Here is a 1,209-nt window from a genome sequence, read left to right as displayed (position 1 = left end):
ATTACCTGTTGGTTTAAGTCCTCCTCTCTTAGGAACGACCGTCTTTTATCATTTTTAAAATTTCTTCTAACTCTTCAGCGCTGATTTGTTGTTCCTTGGCAAAAAAAGCCACCATCTCTTTGTAACTGTTTTTGAAATAATCTTGAACAACATTGCTCAAAAAACGCTGTTTGTACTCTTCTTCCGATACGAGGGGTTCATATGCATACATTAAGCCTACCCTTTTGCCTGTTAGGAATCCCTTCTTCTCTAAATTCTTGATGGTGGAAGTAAAGGTGTTGTAATGAGGCTGCGGTTCACCCATTTTTTCCAAATAATCTTTGATGAAACCTCGACCTACTTTCCACACCGCCAGCATCGCCTCTTCTTCCTGCTTGCTCAGCCGCTCATGCCGCCAACCCTTTTCTTTTCTCTGTATTTGGTCGAAAGCCTCCTCCCCAGATAAAACAGTTTCCGCCTTCTTCCCCAACGAATCCGAAGAACCGCCTGCCCCCAATTCCACCTCTGGAGAACGAAACACAAACCCTTGCATCATTTTTTTATCCGTAAAATACATATTTCCGAACTTTTCGTAAATTTACGAAACTTTCGGAAATGAAAAAAATAAGCTGTTCAATATTTTGTTAAAAAAGAGATTGGTGTTGAAATTATTGGGTGCAGATATGGGGAAGCCCGTTGGAGGGTTTACTTTTGCTGCACCATCGATTGAGGTATTTTTGAATTGTGTTGAAAGGGAAAACCATTTTTTGCCTCAAAGGTTATACTCCACTTAAAGGGTTTTACTCAATGGGTCTGTTTTAAGAACAATTAAATTCTTTTTTATGGCATTCTTCGGTAGCAATAAGTTGGAAGGCATGAATTTTTTAGCGAATAGCGTAGGAAGTTTTTTGGTAAGTAAGGGTAGAAAAATGGTCTGGATATTTGGATTGATTTGTGGATTTTTTCCAAGCCTTTTGATGGAGGCAACTGCGCAAAAATCAACAACAAGTTCTGAATCCAATGCCCATCATGCTGCTCATCAGCAATTGGGGAAAAGCTCTAAACAAGAACAACAGGATTTACCCTATAAAAGGTTTCCAACTGTTCCTCCATTTGAACTGACCAAGGAGGATGGGAAAACGAAAATTTCCAAAAGCAACCTGAAAAAAAATCAACCTGTAGTGGTTATGTTTTTCAGTCCAGATTGCGATCATTGTCAACACCAAACAG

Annotated in this window: 2 protein-coding genes; one reads left to right on the top strand and one right to left on the bottom strand. The window is 39.4% G+C overall.

What is annotated here, in order from left to right; genetic code table 11:
* Window positions 1-28 precede the first annotated feature (28 nt).
* Window positions 29-556, bottom strand: coding sequence for a BlaI/MecI/CopY family transcriptional regulator (locus tag ACWATR_RS40195; RefSeq protein ID WP_460346019.1), 528 nt, complete (start codon window positions 554-556; stop codon window positions 29-31).
* 265 nt (window positions 557-821) lie between these two features.
* Between ACWATR_RS40195 and ACWATR_RS40190 the strand changes: the two genes are divergently transcribed.
* Window positions 822-1,209 (top strand): hypothetical protein (locus ACWATR_RS40190; RefSeq protein WP_460346016.1); only part of this gene is annotated, 388 nt, incomplete at its 3' end.

This window comes from Nostoc sp. UIC 10890, assembly GCF_054786515.1.
This window is presented reverse-complemented; position numbering and strand designations above follow the sequence as displayed.